Source organism: Ectobacillus antri (assembly GCF_003852715.1).
GTDB classification, from domain to species: Bacteria; Bacillota; Bacilli; order Bacillales; family Bacillaceae_G; genus Ectobacillus; species Ectobacillus antri.
Genome location: NZ_RIAV01000002.1, coordinates 1 through 15321, shown reverse-complemented (window position 1 = coordinate 15321; position 15321 = coordinate 1). Strand labels below are relative to the sequence as shown.

Sequence of the window (15321 nt, the reverse complement as noted above, 5' to 3'; positions counted from 1 at the left end):
TCGTTATGATTAAACCATAAGGAGGTGATTACTTGTTAACACCAGAACGTCAACAAGTGATTCTAGATTTAGTGAAAAAAAAAGGAATTGTAAAACTTCAAGAGCTTATAGATGCAACAAGTTCTTCGGAGTCCACAATAAGACGTGATCTCATTCAACTAGAGGAGAAAAATTGCCTAAAGCGTGTACATGGCGGTGCTGCTTCGCTACAAGGAAAGAGAAAAGAACCCAGCATGACAGAAAAATCCTCCAAAAACATTCACGAAAAGCGTTTAATCAGTCAACATGCAGCATCTCTTGTGGAAGATGGGGATTGTATTTATCTAGATGCAGGTAGCACCACATACGAAATGATTCCATATTTGGAAGGAAAGCATATTACGGTTGTGACGAATGGACTTATGCATATTGAAGCATTATTCCAAGCAAACATACACGCCTATCTACTGGGCGGTATGATGAAAAATAACACTCGTGCCTTAATTGGCAGCGCCGCACTTGATGCATTGCTACGATATAGATTTGATATTTGCTTCTTAGGTGTAAACGGAATTCACGCGACCTTTGGTTACACTACACCAGATCCGGAAGAAGCAATGCTGAAAAAAACCGCATTACAGCTATCGAAATTGTCCTATGTACTAGCTGATGCAAGTAAATTTTCCGAGGTATCTTTTACAAAAATAGAAGAGCTTAACGCTGCTTCTATTATTACCACAAATATAGAGGAGCACGAGATTGCGCAATTTACGCGCAAAACAGATGTAAAGGTTGTGACAGCATGATATATACAGTAACGTTAAATCCCTCTATTGATTATGTAGTAGAAGTGCCAGATTTTGCTTTAAATGGAGTAAATCGTACTGAAAAAGAGGTGAAATATCCTGGCGGGAAAGGAATTAATGTCTCTCGCGTTCTCCAAAGACTTAATGTTCCATCAAAAGCACTCGGCTTTATAGGAGGATTTACAGGAAGTTTCATTAAAGAGAAATTGGAAACAGAAGGAGTTACAACACAATTCATAGAAGTCGCTGGCGATTCTCGTATTAACATTAAGTTAAAAACAGATACAGAGACGGAGATAAATGGCACTGGGCCAACTATTCCAACAAATAAACTACAACAATTAATAGAGCAAATTAACACTCTACAAAAAGGCGACACATTGGTTCTAGCTGGTAGCATCCCAAATTCTCTGCCAGAAAATCTATATGAAACATTAACAAAAATCGGTACCAATCGTGGTATTCGTGTTGCAGTCGATGCAAGCAAAAAAATATTACTCGATGTAGTTTGCCATAAACCTTTTGTTGTAAAGCCGAATCATCATGAACTCGGAGAACTATTCAATACAGAAATAAACAGTGTTACAGATGCGGTTCAATATGGACGAAAACTGGCTGAAATGGGAGCTCAGCATGTAATCGTATCTATGGCCGGTGACGGTGCAGTTCTCCTTACAGAAAACGAAACATATTTTGCAACAGTTCCAAAGGGTAATGTTATCAATTCGGTAGGCGCAGGCGATTCACTTGTTGCAGGCTTTTTAGGCAGGTACGTACAAACGCAAAATATTTTGGAAGCGTTTCGGTATGGGGTAGCAACTGGTAGCGCAACAGCTTTTTCTTCCGATTTGACAACACGCGATACAATTGAAAGACTGTTACCTCAAGTGAAAGTAACTGTCTTATAAAGAGAGAGGGGTAAGCCATGAAAATTACAGAATTGCTACAAAGAGATACTATTATCTTGTCTTTACAAGCCTCTTCTAAGCAGGAAGCAATCGAGGAGCTGGTTGAAAAACTTTGGCAAGCAGGTCGATTACAAGATAAAGAAAGATTTACAGAAGCAATTTTAGCGCGCGAAGCGCAAAGCACAACTGGCATCGGCGAAGGAATTGCAATTCCGCACGCTAAAACACAAGCAGTAAAACTGCCAGCCATTTGCTTTGCAAAATCTGTATCCGGCGTTCCATATGAGTCTTTAGACAGTCAGCCTGCTCATTTATTTTTCATGATTGCAGCAAGTGAAGGCGCAAATCAAGCACACCTAGAAACACTTTCACGATTATCCTCCTTTTTAATGGATACTGAATTTCGTTCTAACCTTTTGAAAGCGCAAACAGAGGAAGAAGTATTAACACTCATAGATGAAAAAGAAAAGCAAATCGAGAGCGAAGAGCAACCGAGTGCAGCAAAACAAGGCTCTATCCTTGCTGTTACCGCTTGCCCAACTGGTATTGCTCATACATACATGGCTGCGGATGCCTTAAAAGCAAAAGCGAAGGAACTCGGCGTAAACATCAAAGTCGAGACAAACGGTTCCACAGGTGTAAAAAACGAATTAACAGCAACAGACATCCAAAATGCCACAGCCATTATTGTCGCAGCTGACAAGCAGGTGGAGATGGAGCGCTTTAAAGGAAAGCACGTCATACAAGTACCGGTAGCGGCAGGGATTCGAAAATCAGAAGAGCTCATTAAGCGCGCCTTAAAACAGGATGGTCCTGTATACCAAGGAAACGGTAGCAAGACAGCAACTAAAGATACACGCGTCGGTTTTTATAAATATCTTATGAACGGTGTGTCTAACATGCTTCCATTCGTCGTGAGCGGTGGTATATTAATAGCCTTGGCATTCGCATTTGGCGGCATTAAAGCAGAAGGTCCTATCGCTTCACTTCTGATGGAAATTGGCGGCGGCAAAGGCGCATTCTTCTTTATCGTACCTGTATTAGCTGGTTTTATTGCGAGCAGCATTGCTGATCGTCCTGGCTTCGCACCCGGCATGGTCGGTGGCTATCTAGCAGCACAGGCAGGAGCAGGGTTTCTCGGTGGATTAATCGCTGGCTTCTTGGCAGGTTATATTGTCGTGTTACTTAAAAAAGTATTCCAAGCTCTACCACAGCAACTTGAAGGGATTAAACCGGTCTTATTATATCCTTTATTCGGCGTATTGCTTACAGGTTTAATTATGATTTTAGTTGTAAATGATCCAGTTGTTGCGTTAAATAAAGGCATGACAAGTTGGTTAAATGGTCTTAGTGGTGCAAATGCAGTCTTATTAGGTATCATTCTAGGAGGAATGATGGCTATCGATATGGGTGGGCCCATTAATAAAGCAGCCTTCACATTTGGTCTAGCGGCCATCGAGGCGCAAAATTTTGGCCCGCACGCCGCTGTTATGGCAGGAGGTATGGTACCACCGCTTGGTATCGCACTAGCAACAACCTTCTTTAAAACAAAGTTCTCGGACACAGAACGAAAATCTGGTATCACTAACTACATTATGGGCTTATCCTTTATTACAGAAGGCGCCATTCCATTTGCAGCAGCTGATCCACTGCGTGTTATTATCAGTTGCATTCTTGGTTCAGCTGTTGCAGGAGGCATCACAATGGCAGCGGGCATCACATTGCCCGCACCGCATGGCGGCTTGTTCGTAGTTCCGTTGGTGAATAAGCCTCTTCTATATATTGCAGCAATTCTAATCGGTTCCATCGTGACCGCTGTTGTGCTCGGTGTGTGGAAAAAACGAAATGAAGCATAAAAAACTGCGCTTGCATAGACAAGCGCAGTTTTTTTATGAAATCTCACGATAATTACAAAATACAACCTGTATTGTTGTGCGTTCGTACATATAAAAAACCTCGTCACTATATAGTAACGAGATTTTCAGTAACGTCCCAGGAGAGATTCGAACTCCCGACCGACGGCTTAGAAGGCCGTTGCTCTATCCAGCTGAGCTACTGGGAGGAATACTGTCCCTTATCAGCCAAACAACAGGCATATCAAAGGTTAACACAGATTAATTTTTCACTGTCTGTCTACAATGTATTTATAGTAGGGATTAGTACAATTCCCTAACAAAGTTCTATTACCTTATATCAACAGAATAACTCAGTTCCTGACTAAATATCAAGGATTATCCTCTAATTCAAGTTGCAAATTTATAGCTTATTGGAGAAACAGTTCCAACCTGTTATCTAGACATACAGCAGGTATAGTCAAAGTAAAAAAAGTATGCTTACTCCTTTTCCTTCACAAAGATAAGGCATTTACTAAAATACAAACATGGTTAAAAGGCATATCAGATTATTAATACATTTAAATTTTAGGAATATAAAAGGAGAGGTATTAAGTTGCCTCTCCTGTTTCATTAATTATTAATGATATTGAAACCATGCAAACCAATTATTGTTTTTATCTTTTACAATGTAAAGCTCCCCTAATGATGCACTTTGAGCAGGAAGTAGTCTTGGAAACCTTAACCTAACAAACCATGAATGATCTGCTACTTCCTTTCCACAAAAGTTTATTGCCATTTTGTAATAATTCTCCTCAAAACCTGTAAGACTTGGCATAGGTTCAATAATTTCAATTTTCCATTCTTTATATTCAGGGCTTGCCCCATATACTTTTGGAATTATTTCATTCAAGGCTTTCACAAGTTCATCTTTATCTTTATCAGTAGTCCTTACAAGGTTTTCAGATTTAGGGCATTCTGAACCAAGTATGTCCCCTAAGGATACTGTTGGAAACATAAAAATAAATAAAATAAAGAGCAAGAGTATTTTTCTCATATTTTCACCTCTAAATTATTCTGTCTTTAACTTAGAAAATTATGAGAAGTTTTACATCTGCCCTAAAAATAAACAACTACCTATCTAAACTTGTGTATGATGATTCTCTTTCTAAATTTTGTAAATTGACTTAAAATGCAAAATCCTAAAACAACACCAAGTAGATTTAGAATAATATCATCAATATCAAAAACACCTAACAAAGTAAAATATTGAACAAACTCTATTGTCAGGATACCAATAAAAGATGCTAGGATTAACTGTTTAATCCCCCCTATCTTAGTAAAGATAAGTGGAAGTAGAATTCCTAAAGGCATAAACAATAAAACATTGCCAAAAGTATTATAAAACCAAGTATTGAAATTATAATGATGAAAATTGGTTAAATAAGTCCCTATGGTTTCAAAAGGGATTAAATTGTGTGATACATCATCATAATTCCCTAAAAGCCTTTCTGGAAAAGAAACACCAACACCAATAAAACTAAATTTCAAGACTAAGGTAATGTAAAAACAAAAAAGAATAATAATGTATTTATTGCTAACAAGCTTCAAGACACACACCTCCCTAAAGAGAGGTATATGTCCAAGACCTAGTAATTATTCAATTGCTGAGTTAAGCATTGATTTTTTTATCTTTGTTAAATAAATTGTCCAACATCTCAGGTTCAGTGTTAAGCATATCCATAAACAAATTATATGCCTTTGGATTAAATGATCCTTTTAATATGCTCTTTATATGGACATAAGGGATAGTATAGCCTATTGGAGTTTTTCTAATTTCAGAAACTGTGAGACCTTTGACATAATGGAGAAACAAAATAGCTCCTAGTATTTCTCCTGTGTAACCCTTGCTTTCTGTATTAATTCTCAGGAGGTTATAAGACTTCTGACTAAATACAGGAGCTTGATTCTCTGAGACTCTCCAAGTATTAAACAGATAATTAATACTCATTTGACTTTCTCCTCCTTTAGAGTAACCCCTCATTTTTCAAATCTCTTAAAAGAGGCATTATGTCTTGCCTTAAATGCTCTAGCTTGTTAATTTCTAATCCCATCTGACTTAGATGAACTCTCTTTCCTGATGGAGCATTAAAGAACCTATCTGCTGTAGAAACCAATTTCCTATCAGTCATGATACTCTTTACCATTGCAAAAGAACCATTGATACTCATCATAATTTCTTTTAACTCTGCTATGTCTGCCTCTATTGATTTAGGGCTTGTCTCAGCAATGAAAACATATTTTAAGTTATTAAATATCTGCCTAGACTGAACATACTTATCAAAGAAAGTTTCTACTAGTTTACTCAGTTCCTGATTAGACTTGTTAGCCATTGCTACAGCAGATGCCTCCTCTAATGTAATCTCTTGAGTTAGCTCTGTAATTGTAATGATTGCTTTTTTGACAGTTTCTTTATCAGTGGCAGTTGCTTTTGCCTCCTCAGCCTCAGTCAATCTATCTTTTAATGATTTTATATATTCATTATCCTTTTTCTCCTGCTCCTCTAGCTCCTCTAAATATGTCTCTATTTCCTGTCTTGAAGTTTTTAGCTCATCAAGTTTAGCAGCCATATTCTTTTTTACAATTGGTTTATTAATCTCTGTTCTCATTTTAAATTCCCCCAAATAATTTATTAGTCAATTTCAATTGCATCTAATTCCTGGTACTCCCTAGAAAGCTCATCTTCTCCTGAGTACACCTCATAATCCAGATAACAGTTGATTGGATGATAAAGATAAAATTCCTGACCATCTTTTTTCCTTAGCTTTATTGCCTCCAAGAGCTTTTTATTTAGATAAACATTGCTTAACAAAAACTTATGAACTACAACACCTACTTGCTGTCTTGAAAGTCCTACTAGATTTCCAATGCTCTCCTGTGAAATCCAAGCATAACCATCTTTATCAGTATGAGATGCAATAACAAGTAATACTTTTAATGCTGAGGGATGAAGTTTGGACAGTCCTCCTTGAGCAATAAAGTCTTTGTCTAATGATAGATAAACTTTTTTATCAATTTCATCAGTAGCAAAATTGTAAGATTCTTTTACTGACAGATGAACAAATGGCTCTTGTTCTAAATCAGTATTAGAAAGCCTTTCACTCAGCAGAGTCTTTCCTTGTTGAATGGTATCTCTAGGAATATGTTTTGAGTTTTTTTCATTCACTGCATTCATTTACTTACCTCCTATTAATATTGTTGTTACTCATATTGATACAAAGTTGTATTGAATAGTTGTACTATCCATCCTTTACAACCTTTAAAATCTTTCTCTGCTTTCATGTCTTTCAGTTCTTTAGTGTTAAGTAGACATTCCCCCTTAAAATGTTAGACAGTTAGAATTGATTGACTGCCCATAACTATAATTAGATGAGAAATGGAAACTGTGACATAAGATATTCCTTCCCTCCAACCTTTATTTAGATGATTAAATTTTGCTGTGACAGGCTTTACAATTTCTTACTAAACAACCTGCTCACAAAACTATCATTAGAAATTCAATGCAGAACTGTGACAGATTGTAATGAATATATATGGAATCCCTTTTTCATTTATGGAGTAAGTAAACAAGAGGAATGTTAGGGGAATGCCTTACCTAGAGAGAAAATTGAAATTATTGACTAAGGCAATTTACAGGAATGGATAAGCTGGTCTTGGATTTTCTATAAAGTAGGAATGTTGTTATATCAATGTTTCTAACCATGCAACATCCAAGAAATGCAGAGTATCTCAATTCATAAAAATATTTAAAGTTTGTATTTTCCACAGATCACAGGGAGAAGACCACTTAAAAAAGAAAAAAAAAGAGCATCACATTGGATGCCCTTAAATAATCCCCTTCTCTTTTGCTATATTGTACAGGGATGCTCTACTAATTTTAGTTATCTCACATATTTCTTTTACAGTCTTACCATTTGTTGCTCTGTTTGCAAACAACTCTAAAGCATGGACTAGAGCAGGATTTTTATCTGTGTATTTCTTAGGCTTACCCTTGTACTTACCTTGAGTCTTAGCTATTGCAATACCTTCTCTTTGTCTCTCAAGTATCATTTCTCTCTCCCACTCAGCTACAGAGAGCAGTATATTCCTCAGGAGCTTTGAGGTAGCTGTACCATCAAACAATCCCATATTAAGTACATGGAGCTTTATTCCCTTCTCTGCTAATTCATCTATAAGCTGTATGCCTTCCTTAACATTCCTAGCTATCCTATCTAACTTTGTTATCACAAGGGTATCTCCAACATCTAGAATACTCAGGAGAGACTGTAAGCCATCCCTTTTAGTATTTCTACCTGTTGCTTTATCTTTGAAAATCTCAGATACTCCAGCCTCTTTTAAAGCCTGTATCTGTACCTCAAGACTTTGCTCTGCTGTTGAAACTCTTGCATATCCATACTGTTTAGCCATATATGTATCCTCCTGATGTATGCAGATAATTAAATAGACATTTAAAATAGACACTAGAAACTCAGTATAATTCAGAGTAATTATTTTGTCTAATTAAGGTAGAGTCTAAATAGACACTAGATGTTATAGGGGGGTACAGGGGGGGACTAGGGGGTATGGAGCAGGGGGAGAAGTGCCTGATAAATATCTAAAATGAAAAATACTTTATATGTAAATATATACCAATTTATACTTTCTTTAATATAGGTAACAGTAAAATTAAAGAAGAGGTAAAGGAGGCAGATAAAATGAGGAAAAAAGTTAATTTATTAATTACAGGTATTATCTTTTTCTTACTTATGATACCTTACCAGATAGAAGCAAGCCCAATAAATTTAGATAATAAGCTATTGCAAGATACTTTACTAACTACACTTTCACCTTATATATCAGATCAAATAAATAATTATTATGGTGAATACAAACAATTTGGTTTATTTGATGCTGAAATTTTAAGTATTAACAGGGAAAGTGAGGGTGGCTATAGCTTTAAAGTAAAAGTCCAAGTTGAGACTTTTGAACATGCTCACAATCCCCCTTATGGGAAAGAAACTATAACTTTTGAAATAAATCCTGCTGGAGTAAAGGCTATTGACTTTATTCATGAGGGAGATAAAGATGAGGAAAAAGTTAAAAAATTCTATCAGGATACAATAACAGATATTATAAAATCATTTAATTTAAAATTAGATACTTATTTGCCTTATACCTATAACCAATTGTTATATAAATCAGAAAAGCAAAAGGAGTACAAACAACTCTCAGACATTGTAGAAAAAATTAGTGCCAACATTCCATACGCTGACATTAAACCACCTTTAAAGAATGTCATTAAACCAGTTACTTTTATTAAGGATAACAAAGGATATATTCTTTTTAAAAGAGCAAATGGTACAAATGAGGTTTATACACTGGAAAAGAAAGATGGTACTTGGCAAGTTATAGATAAAAAAAGTAAGCAAGGGAAAAAAATGAAAAAAGAATTAATTTGGTACATGTAAAATTTAAAAATAACCAACTAGACAAAGAGGCAGAGTTTTCAGCTCTGTCTTTTCTGTATGCAAACAAAGAAATCCCCCTGCTAAAACAGCAGGAGGAGATACCTTTTATAAAAAATCCCTCAGATTATCAGCAACTTCCTCAACATCTAAATCTAGATACTGAGTTGTAACAGCTAAATTAGAGTGTCCAAGAGCCTTAGATATTAATGCTAAGTTAGCTCCTTTATCTAATAAGCTCTTTGCATAACCCCTTCTAAGAGCATGAGGATTAATGTTATTTAATCCATATCTTTTAGAGTATTTGTGGAGCTGCTTAGATATAGCATTATTAGTTGACTTTGTATCTAATGATGTCCCTTTATAGCTAATAAACAGATAAGAGTTTTTCTGCCCATAATACTCCCTTATTTTGTTATTTTGCATTATAAGAACTTTCATCAGATGCAATAACTCATCATCAAGAGGTAACTTTAACAGCTTGTGGTTTTTTAATATTGTTCCATCCATACATAATAGCTTATTCTCAAAATCAATATGTTTCTCTTGGAGTTGTCCCAGAGTATTTATTCTAACCCCTGTTCTATAAAGAGTGAGAACTGCCACAGCATCCCTCAAACCTATAAAGGTATTTAAGTCTAACAAAGAGAGTAAAACCATTACATCATCTTTCTTAGCACCTTTCTTGACCTGTTTATCAACTTTAATGTTAATGCCATGCCAAAACTTTGATTGTACCCATCCATTATTAAAACACTTGCCTAGAATAGCCTTGAGGCATTTTAGCCTAGTCAGTTTAGTCTGATTGGATACATCCATTGAATTGAGCCATGAGTATATAGTATCTGTTGTTATTTGCTCAAGATATTTTACATTTGTGGCTTTCCTAAACTGTACCATGTAGTTTAAATAGTCAGTAATAGTTCTTTCTCTGTATCCACTAACTTTCATTTGCTGAATGATAATTTCAATAACACTGTCTAAATCTCTGCCTTCTTCCTTTACAGCTACTGTTGTATGAGCTGAGGATGTTCCTGAGTACTTAGACTGCCCAGATGGCTTAGTCTCTGCTCCTGATCCTATGCCATGCTTAAACAGGTTAATATCTGCTCCTACATCAAAAATACCTTTTTTCTTTGTCATGCTATCTCCTCCAGTAAAATTAACTTGGAGGCAATAGAAAATTGTAGGGATAAAAAAAGAGATGCTCCCACAGTGTTATAATCTGTGTTAGCATCCCTTATCTGTCAAAACCCCTGTCATATCAAAGGTTAAACTGTTATGTAATGGCGTCCCAGGAGAGATTCGAACTCCCGACCGACGGCTTAGAAGGCCGTTGCTCTATCCTGCTGAGCTACTGGGACATGGAGCGGGTGATGGGAATCGAACCCACGCTATCAGCTTGGAAGGCTGAAGTTCTACCATTAAACTACACCCGCATGTGTTTTACATGATGTCGTATCGACATTCTTTATTATATTCTTATAACATATTGAAGTCAACACGTTTTTTCATTTTTATTAGAAAAAGTAGCCAAAAATTTAATGTTGACAGATTCTCTTTAAAAGTCGCCAAATTACTGCGGCCATTGCTTACTTTCTTATAAAAGAGAGGGCTGTTCGCCCTCTTATTGTAATACAAATGATTCTTTTGCCACTTCTTTGCCGCTTAACTCATAAAAAATGACGGTTGCTTGTTTGTTTTGCACATCTAAGAGTGCATAAGTGCGCTCCCTCCGGCCGCGCGGCAGCAATATGCTGCCGGGATTAATCAACAACACATCCTCAATTAGTTCCGCACCCATGATGTGAGAATGACCAAAACAGGCAACCTGCGCTCCCGCTTCCTTTGCTTTATACCAGATCTTCTGCAGTGTCATTTTCACATTGTATAGATGGCCATGCGTTACAAAAATAGATAAACCATTCACTTTTTCTACATAATTAGTAGGATATGCCGATTCAAAATCGCAGTTACCTTTCACAACAGAATAGCCTGCAAGTGCCGGATGTGCAGCGGGCAACTCCGAGTCACCACAATGAATATATACATCCACGGCATGTCGGTTGTATAATTCCTGTAACTCTCCTGTCATGCCATGACTATCGCTAACAATCAGTACCTTACAGTTCATCATCTAAAAACCACTCCGGAATTTTTTCCTCTAGCTTGCGAAGCGCTCGTCCGCGGTGACTAATTGTATTTTTTTGCTCAGATGATAACTCGGCCATCGCAGCTTTATACTCTTCCACATAAAAGATAGGATCATAACCGAAACCGTTCATGCCGCGCGGCTGTTCCAAAATAGTGCCTTCACAAGTACCGTTCACAATCACAGGCTTTTTGTTTTCATCTGCAAAAGCAACTGCGAGAGCACAATAAAAGCGTGCTTTTCTCTTATCTTTCGGTACACCTGTAAGCTCATCCAGTACCTTCTCAATGTTCTTTTGGTCGTCCTTTGGCTCTCCTGCATAGCGCGCAGAATATACACCTGGCTTACCTAACAACGCATCAACAATGAGTCCTGAATCGTCCGCAATAACTGTATGCCCTAGCTGCTTACATAACGCTTCGGCTTTCAAAATCGCGTTCGCTTCAAACGTCTCACCTGTTTCTTCTACCTCTTCAATATGAGGAAAATCATGCAGTGACTTTACACGCAATCCATAGCGAGAAAACAACAGCTCAAAATCGCGTACCTTGCCCATATTTTTTGTTGCGATTACCACATCCTTCATTGCGCTTTCATCCTTTCATCCATTTGTTCTGCAATTTCACCCAGTGCTTCTTGCTGAATGGCTACCAGCTTATGTATACCATGTTCGGCCATCTCAAGAAGCGCAGCCATTTCTTCTTTACTGAATGTTGCTTCTTCACCTGTTCCTTGTACTTCCACAAAGTGCCCTTTTCCTGTCATGATAATATTCATATCCACATTGGCTGCAGAATCTTCCATATAATTCAAGTCAAGTACAACACCATGCTCATCAATGATACCAACAGATGTCGCAGCTAAATAATCTTTAACCGGAATGTGCGTCAGCTTTCCGTTTTCTACAAGCTTTTGAAACGCCAATACCATTGCAACAAACGCTCCAGTAATTGAAGCTGTTCTCGTACCGCCATCCGCTTGAATGACATCACAATCAATCCACACGGTCTTCTCACCGAGTGCTTCCAAATCTACTACGGCGCGCAGTGCACGGCCAATCAGACGCTGAATTTCCATTGTGCGGCCGGACACCTTTCCTTTGCTAGATTCCCGAATAGTGCGTTGCTCTGTCGCGCGAGGTAGCATCGCGTATTCCGCCGTAATCCAACCCTTTCCCTCTCCACGCATAAACGATGGTACCCGATCATCGATGCTTGCAGCACAGATTACCTTCGTATCGCCTACCTCAATTAGAACCGAACCTTCCGGGTGCTTTAAATAATTTGTTTGAATATGTATACGTCGCAGCTCATTGTTTTGACGTCCGTCCACTCTCATATAAACCCCTCCTACCCTGTAGTATGACCAAAAAAGTGATTATGAATGGAAAAAAGAAGAAGGAATCCTTCTTCTTTTTAAGTATAGCAAAATATATTCATTAGAAACTACCTGTGTTCACATTTTGCGGTCTTGTTACAGGCGCAGTTAGCTTTTCTCCGTTTTCCTTTACAATATTCCCCTTACCATCCACCTGAATCGCTACCCCTTCCACACCCTTTTGTTCCGTCAAAGACAATACGAGCGCCTGCAGTACATGATTTGAAATCATGCTTTTCTTAGTATCACCGTATATATTTTGATTAAAGTTTAGCGTTACCTTACCACCCTCGAGCTTCGGTGGTGTTAACACCTTAACCCCAGCATTAAAATCGCTTGAAAGCTGGGATTTATAAGAAGGACCTTTTACAAGTTCATTTACTACTGCCATTACTTCGCCCTCTTTTGTAGCCGTTTCTTTATTATTTGCGATACGTCGTGTAACTGGTACATAGTATGTTTGCTTATTGTTTTGAGCTACAAAATATAGCGTAACTGGCTTTGTATTCATAACATCAAGTACTTGTCGATCATCAAAATTAATACCATCAGCACGGCTCAACCCTTCTCCGATTGGTGTTTTATCCACAGGCATCATCGCCAAGTCTTGACCGTCTATCCGAATTTTAACGCGCTGCACATCTTTAAATTGCGTGAGTGTCCAAGTAATCGCCTCAACAATGCGGCGCTCTTCTTCTTTTTTATACTTTTTAAATTCGGCGGAGAAATCCGCAATCGCGGTTCCATCTTTAATGTCTACACCATTCACAGTTGTATTTGCTGGCAATACCGCTTGAAAACCGTTCGGCAGTAAATTCGTAACAGGACCGTCTTTGACTAGGTATTCTAAAGACTGCTTAATAACTGCATTGTCCTTGGCATCCGGAAGAGCCAATGCTTGCGGTACCACAAAGCCGTTTTTGTCAACCAGGTAGAGCTCCCGTTTTGCTGCCTCTATCTTTTTCTCACCGGATTGCTTCGCCTGTTCTTCCTTTGTATATGTTACATTTTTCGGCGGATCAATCTGTTCTTTCTTTTGTTCTCCAAACATGCCGCAGCCGGTCAACAATACAGAACTCGCGACAGCACAAGCAACCCACTTCGTTGTTTTTTGCATAACATTCCCCTCCTGAGATGGTTTGTACTATCATGTATACAGGCTATGTATTGTAATTAGACCAGCTTGACCAAAAAATTATTTACTAACGAAAAAACCGCACTGCACAAGGCAGCACGGTTTGTATATACGTACATCTATTACAGTCATGATCTCTTCTTACAACGTAATATGTTTTACATTTTCAATTGGCTGACCAAACCAACTAGATGCAATTTCTTTAAATTTCTCAACAGAACCTGTCGTTAAAAACAAATGCTCTCCGTCTTCTTCTATATTTAGCATTTGATTATGATATAAAATAGTACTTACTTCACGTGCTGTTTCATCACCAGAACTAATTAACTTTACACAATCTCCCATCACCTGCTGGATAACCGGTCCTAAAATAGGATAATGCGTACAGCCTAATATAAGTGTATCAATATTCGTTTCTTTCAGTGGTTGCAGTGTCTCAGCAACAACAGCTCGCGCATGCACGCTATTATACTCACCATTTTCAACGAGCGGTACAAACGGCGGACAAGCCAATCCTTCCACTTCTACACGATTATTAATAGAACGCAATGCGTCTGTATATGCACCGCTTTCAATCGTTCCAATTGTTCCAATCACACCGACCTGGTAATTGCGCGTCACCTTGAGTGCGGTGCGCGCACCTGGATGAATGACACCAACAACCGGAATTGATAAACGCTCCTGCATTTCTTTTAATACAACGGAAGTCGCCGTGTTACATGCGATGACTAACATCTTTATATCTTGAGACAATAAATAATCTGTCATTTCCCACGTAAATGTACGCACTTCTTCCTGCGGACGTGGACCGTATGGACAGCGAGCCGTATCTCCCACATAAATAATTCGTTCCTTCGGCAGCTGGCGAATAATCTCTCTTGCAACTGTCAATCCGCCAACTCCGGAATCCAACACACCTATTGCCTTATTCAAAACATCGCCCCATTTTCTGTCTGTACTAGCAGCCTATTGCGATGCGAGTACATCGCAATTCAATATCCTATTTTGCTCCTTTTCTACTGAATTTGCAAGAGTTTACAAACAAAAAGCCGACTTTCAAGGTGAAAGTCGGCTTTTCTCTTATAGTTCAAGCTCTCCCATACGAAGAAGCTCTACTACTGCTTGAGAGCGCCCCTTTACTCCAAGCTTTTGCATTGCATTGCTAATGTGGTTCCGGACTGTCTTCTCACTGATGAACAATTCGCCGGCGATTTCCTTCGTCGTTTTATCTTGCACAAGCAGCTCGAATACTTCCCTCTCACGTTTCGTAAGTAACGGTTTAGATCCAAAGTCTTTTTCCTTCAACTGTATAACCCTCCTTGCCTGCCCTGAGCCAAATTGGGATTTGGGTATTCATTTAGTCTTTGTATTGTATGAACACATGTGACTCGTGGTGCATGCATCACGACAGTTTTTTTGGGAGGGCGAAGGGTACTTGTTCCTGTTATGTATAAGGGCTTTAGGCTAGTTTATGCGGGGGTGGTACCTGATCTTAGATTTACCCTCTCCCGTGCTCCGCGAAACGCTCTTGCGGGACACCTAAACTCTAATTTCCGCTCTCTCGTGCTCCGCGAGACGCTCTTGCGGGACACCTAAACTCTAATTTCCGCTCTCTCGTGCTCCGCGAA

At 38.3% G+C, this 15321-nt stretch carries 17 protein-coding genes and 3 tRNA genes; 4 read left to right on the top strand and 16 right to left on the bottom strand.

Annotated features, from left to right (window positions below; translation table 11 throughout):
• Positions 1-32: 32 nt before the first annotated feature.
• From EEJ45_RS02530 to EEJ45_RS02520, 3 genes are read left to right on the top strand one after another with little or no spacing between them, the layout of a single operon-like run.
• Positions 33-785: a DeoR/GlpR family DNA-binding transcription regulator gene (locus tag EEJ45_RS02530; protein WP_124563221.1), complete on the top strand. Its 753-nt coding sequence runs from the start codon at positions 33-35 to the stop codon at positions 783-785.
• The gene (gene pfkB, locus EEJ45_RS02525) at positions 782-1693 is read left to right on the top strand and encodes a 1-phosphofructokinase (protein ID WP_124563220.1); all 912 of its coding nucleotides are present in this window, start codon (positions 782-784) and stop codon (positions 1691-1693) included. The genes EEJ45_RS02530 and pfkB overlap by 4 nt, the downstream gene beginning before the upstream one ends.
• Before the next feature lie 17 nt (positions 1694-1710).
• On the top strand, positions 1711-3549 hold the full coding sequence (locus tag EEJ45_RS02520; RefSeq protein ID WP_124563219.1) for a PTS fructose transporter subunit IIABC: 1839 nt from the start codon (positions 1711-1713) through the stop codon (positions 3547-3549).
• 132 nt (positions 3550-3681) lie between these two features.
• Here EEJ45_RS02520 and EEJ45_RS02515 read toward each other — a convergent pair.
• From EEJ45_RS02515 to EEJ45_RS02485, 7 genes are all read right to left on the bottom strand, one after another.
• Positions 3682-3754, bottom strand: a tRNA-Arg gene (locus EEJ45_RS02515).
• Between the two features lie 411 nt (positions 3755-4165).
• Complete coding sequence (locus EEJ45_RS02510) at positions 4166-4582, bottom strand: hypothetical protein (RefSeq protein WP_124563218.1); 417 nt, start codon at positions 4580-4582, stop codon at positions 4166-4168.
• 80 nt (positions 4583-4662) lie between these two features.
• Complete coding sequence (locus EEJ45_RS02505) at positions 4663-5136, bottom strand: VanZ family protein (protein WP_164464182.1); 474 nt, start codon at positions 5134-5136, stop codon at positions 4663-4665.
• Between the two features lie 61 nt (positions 5137-5197).
• The gene (locus EEJ45_RS02500) at positions 5198-5536 is read right to left on the bottom strand and encodes a hypothetical protein (RefSeq protein WP_124563216.1); all 339 of its coding nucleotides are present in this window, start codon (positions 5534-5536) and stop codon (positions 5198-5200) included.
• A gap of 16 nt (positions 5537-5552) precedes the next feature.
• Positions 5553-6194 carry a hypothetical protein gene (locus EEJ45_RS02495; RefSeq protein WP_124563215.1) on the bottom strand — a complete coding sequence of 214 codons (642 nt, stop codon included), beginning with the start codon at positions 6192-6194 and terminating at the stop codon, positions 5553-5555.
• Between the two features lie 23 nt (positions 6195-6217).
• Complete coding sequence (locus EEJ45_RS02490) at positions 6218-6760, bottom strand: helix-turn-helix domain-containing protein (protein ID WP_124563214.1); 543 nt, start codon at positions 6758-6760, stop codon at positions 6218-6220.
• 650 nt (positions 6761-7410) lie between these two features.
• On the bottom strand, positions 7411-7992 hold the full coding sequence (locus tag EEJ45_RS02485; RefSeq protein ID WP_124563213.1) for a recombinase family protein: 582 nt from the start codon (positions 7990-7992) through the stop codon (positions 7411-7413).
• A gap of 287 nt (positions 7993-8279) precedes the next feature.
• Between EEJ45_RS02485 and EEJ45_RS02480 the strand changes: the two genes are divergently transcribed.
• Entirely contained in the window at positions 8280-9032 is a 753-nt protein-coding gene (locus tag EEJ45_RS02480) for a DUF3888 domain-containing protein (RefSeq protein ID WP_124563212.1), read from the top strand.
• Between the two features lie 105 nt (positions 9033-9137).
• Here the strand turns inward: EEJ45_RS02480 and EEJ45_RS02475 are convergent, their stop codons facing one another.
• The 9 genes from EEJ45_RS02475 to gerE form a co-directional block, all read right to left on the bottom strand.
• Entirely contained in the window at positions 9138-10172 is a 1035-nt protein-coding gene (locus tag EEJ45_RS02475; RefSeq protein WP_124563211.1) for a tyrosine-type recombinase/integrase, read from the bottom strand.
• A gap of 144 nt (positions 10173-10316) precedes the next feature.
• Positions 10317-10393, bottom strand: a tRNA-Arg gene (locus tag EEJ45_RS02470).
• A gap of 1 nt (position 10394) precedes the next feature.
• Positions 10395-10468: transfer RNA gene (locus EEJ45_RS02465), tRNA-Gly, on the bottom strand.
• A 188-nt stretch (positions 10469-10656) separates the two neighbouring features.
• A complete protein-coding gene (locus tag EEJ45_RS02460) occupies positions 10657-11166 on the bottom strand; it encodes a metallophosphoesterase (protein WP_124563210.1) in 510 nt (169 codons plus the stop codon).
• A complete protein-coding gene (locus EEJ45_RS02455) occupies positions 11153-11767 on the bottom strand; it encodes an XTP/dITP diphosphatase (RefSeq protein WP_124563209.1) in 615 nt (204 codons plus the stop codon). Before EEJ45_RS02455 ends, EEJ45_RS02460 begins: the two co-directional genes overlap by 14 nt.
• A complete protein-coding gene (gene rph, locus EEJ45_RS02450; protein ID WP_124563208.1) occupies positions 11764-12519 on the bottom strand; it encodes a ribonuclease PH in 756 nt (251 codons plus the stop codon). Before rph ends, EEJ45_RS02455 begins: the two co-directional genes overlap by 4 nt.
• A 100-nt stretch (positions 12520-12619) precedes the next feature.
• Positions 12620-13675, bottom strand: a complete 1056-nt coding sequence (locus tag EEJ45_RS02445; protein ID WP_124563207.1) for a GerMN domain-containing protein — start codon at positions 13673-13675, stop codon at positions 12620-12622.
• A gap of 159 nt (positions 13676-13834) precedes the next feature.
• Positions 13835-14626 (bottom strand): glutamate racemase, encoded by a 792-nt coding sequence (gene racE, locus EEJ45_RS02440; RefSeq protein WP_124563206.1) that lies wholly within the window; start codon positions 14624-14626, stop codon positions 13835-13837.
• 147 nt (positions 14627-14773) lie between these two features.
• The gene (gerE, locus tag EEJ45_RS02435) at positions 14774-14998 is read right to left on the bottom strand and encodes a spore germination transcription factor GerE (RefSeq protein WP_028402973.1); all 225 of its coding nucleotides are present in this window, start codon (positions 14996-14998) and stop codon (positions 14774-14776) included.
• Positions 14999-15321: the final 323 nt, after the last annotated feature.

Bases quoted from the DNA above. Each gene is read 5' to 3' on its own strand.
- pfkB (WP_124563220.1), top strand. From the start codon at position 782: ATGATATATACAGTAACGTTAAATCCCTCTATTGATTATGTAGTAGAA.
- EEJ45_RS02520 (WP_124563219.1), top strand. From the start codon at position 1,711: ATGAAAATTACAGAATTGCTACAAAGAGATACTATTATCTTGTCTTTA.
- EEJ45_RS02510 (WP_124563218.1), bottom strand. From the start codon at position 4,582: ATGAGAAAAATACTCTTGCTCTTTATTTTATTTATTTTTATGTTTCCA.
- EEJ45_RS02500 (WP_124563216.1), bottom strand. From the start codon at position 5,536: ATGAGTATTAATTATCTGTTTAATACTTGGAGAGTCTCAGAGAATCAA.
- EEJ45_RS02495 (WP_124563215.1), bottom strand. From the start codon at position 6,194: ATGAGAACAGAGATTAATAAACCAATTGTAAAAAAGAATATGGCTGCT.
- EEJ45_RS02490 (WP_124563214.1), bottom strand. From the start codon at position 6,760: ATGAATGCAGTGAATGAAAAAAACTCAAAACATATTCCTAGAGATACC.
- EEJ45_RS02485 (WP_124563213.1), bottom strand. From the start codon at position 7,992: ATGGCTAAACAGTATGGATATGCAAGAGTTTCAACAGCAGAGCAAAGT.
- EEJ45_RS02480 (WP_124563212.1), top strand. From the start codon at position 8,280: ATGAGGAAAAAAGTTAATTTATTAATTACAGGTATTATCTTTTTCTTA.
- EEJ45_RS02475 (WP_124563211.1), bottom strand. From the start codon at position 10,172: ATGACAAAGAAAAAAGGTATTTTTGATGTAGGAGCAGATATTAACCTG.
- EEJ45_RS02460 (WP_124563210.1), bottom strand. From the start codon at position 11,166: ATGATGAACTGTAAGGTACTGATTGTTAGCGATAGTCATGGCATGACA.
- EEJ45_RS02455 (WP_124563209.1), bottom strand. From the start codon at position 11,767: ATGAAGGATGTGGTAATCGCAACAAAAAATATGGGCAAGGTACGCGAT.
- rph (WP_124563208.1), bottom strand. From the start codon at position 12,519: ATGAGAGTGGACGGACGTCAAAACAATGAGCTGCGACGTATACATATT.
- EEJ45_RS02445 (WP_124563207.1), bottom strand. From the start codon at position 13,675: ATGCAAAAAACAACGAAGTGGGTTGCTTGTGCTGTCGCGAGTTCTGTA.